This window comes from Paenibacillus terreus (assembly GCF_042138595.1).
In the GTDB taxonomy this organism is placed as follows: Bacteria; Bacillota; Bacilli; order Paenibacillales; family Paenibacillaceae; genus Paenibacillus; species Paenibacillus terreus.
In genome coordinates, this window is record NZ_JBHIRX010000046.1 from 1 (window position 1) to 461 (window position 461).

The 461-nt window shown below is 44.5% G+C and carries 1 rRNA gene; it reads right to left on the reverse strand.

The annotated features are described in order from the left end of the window. Window positions 1-397: 397 nt before the first annotated feature. Window positions 398-461: ribosomal RNA gene (locus tag ACE5KN_RS31035) — 16S ribosomal RNA — on the reverse strand; the annotation flags it as partial.

The window sequence follows — 461 nt, forward strand, 5'->3', positions numbered from 1 at the left end:
ATTTCGTCGTTCGCCACGTCCTTCGTCGGCTTCTGGCGCCTAGGCATCCTCCGTGTGCTCTTAGTAGCTTAACCTAGCGTTTACTTGTAAACGCGATGTTCCATAAAGAAGTGATTTTTACCGAAGGTAAAATATCTTTCCTTATGGGCTACTTTTATTGATCTTGGTCTTACGACACAAGCTCAGCTAAAAGGATTGTTCTAAAACGCAATGTTTCGTTTCGGTATCCAGTTTTCAAGGTGCAAAGCGCTTGGTACAAGCGCGACCTGTATGAAATTCGGTTCATCTCTTCGAGCGAATGAATTTCATGCAGTGTTTTGAGAGTTTGAGCTCTCAAAACCGAACAACGAGTGAGTTGTATTTGAATGTCTTCGTTGCAGAAGACGATTCTCCATAGAAAGGAGGTGATCCAGCCGCACCTTCCGATACGGCTACCTTGTTACGACTTCACCCCAATCATC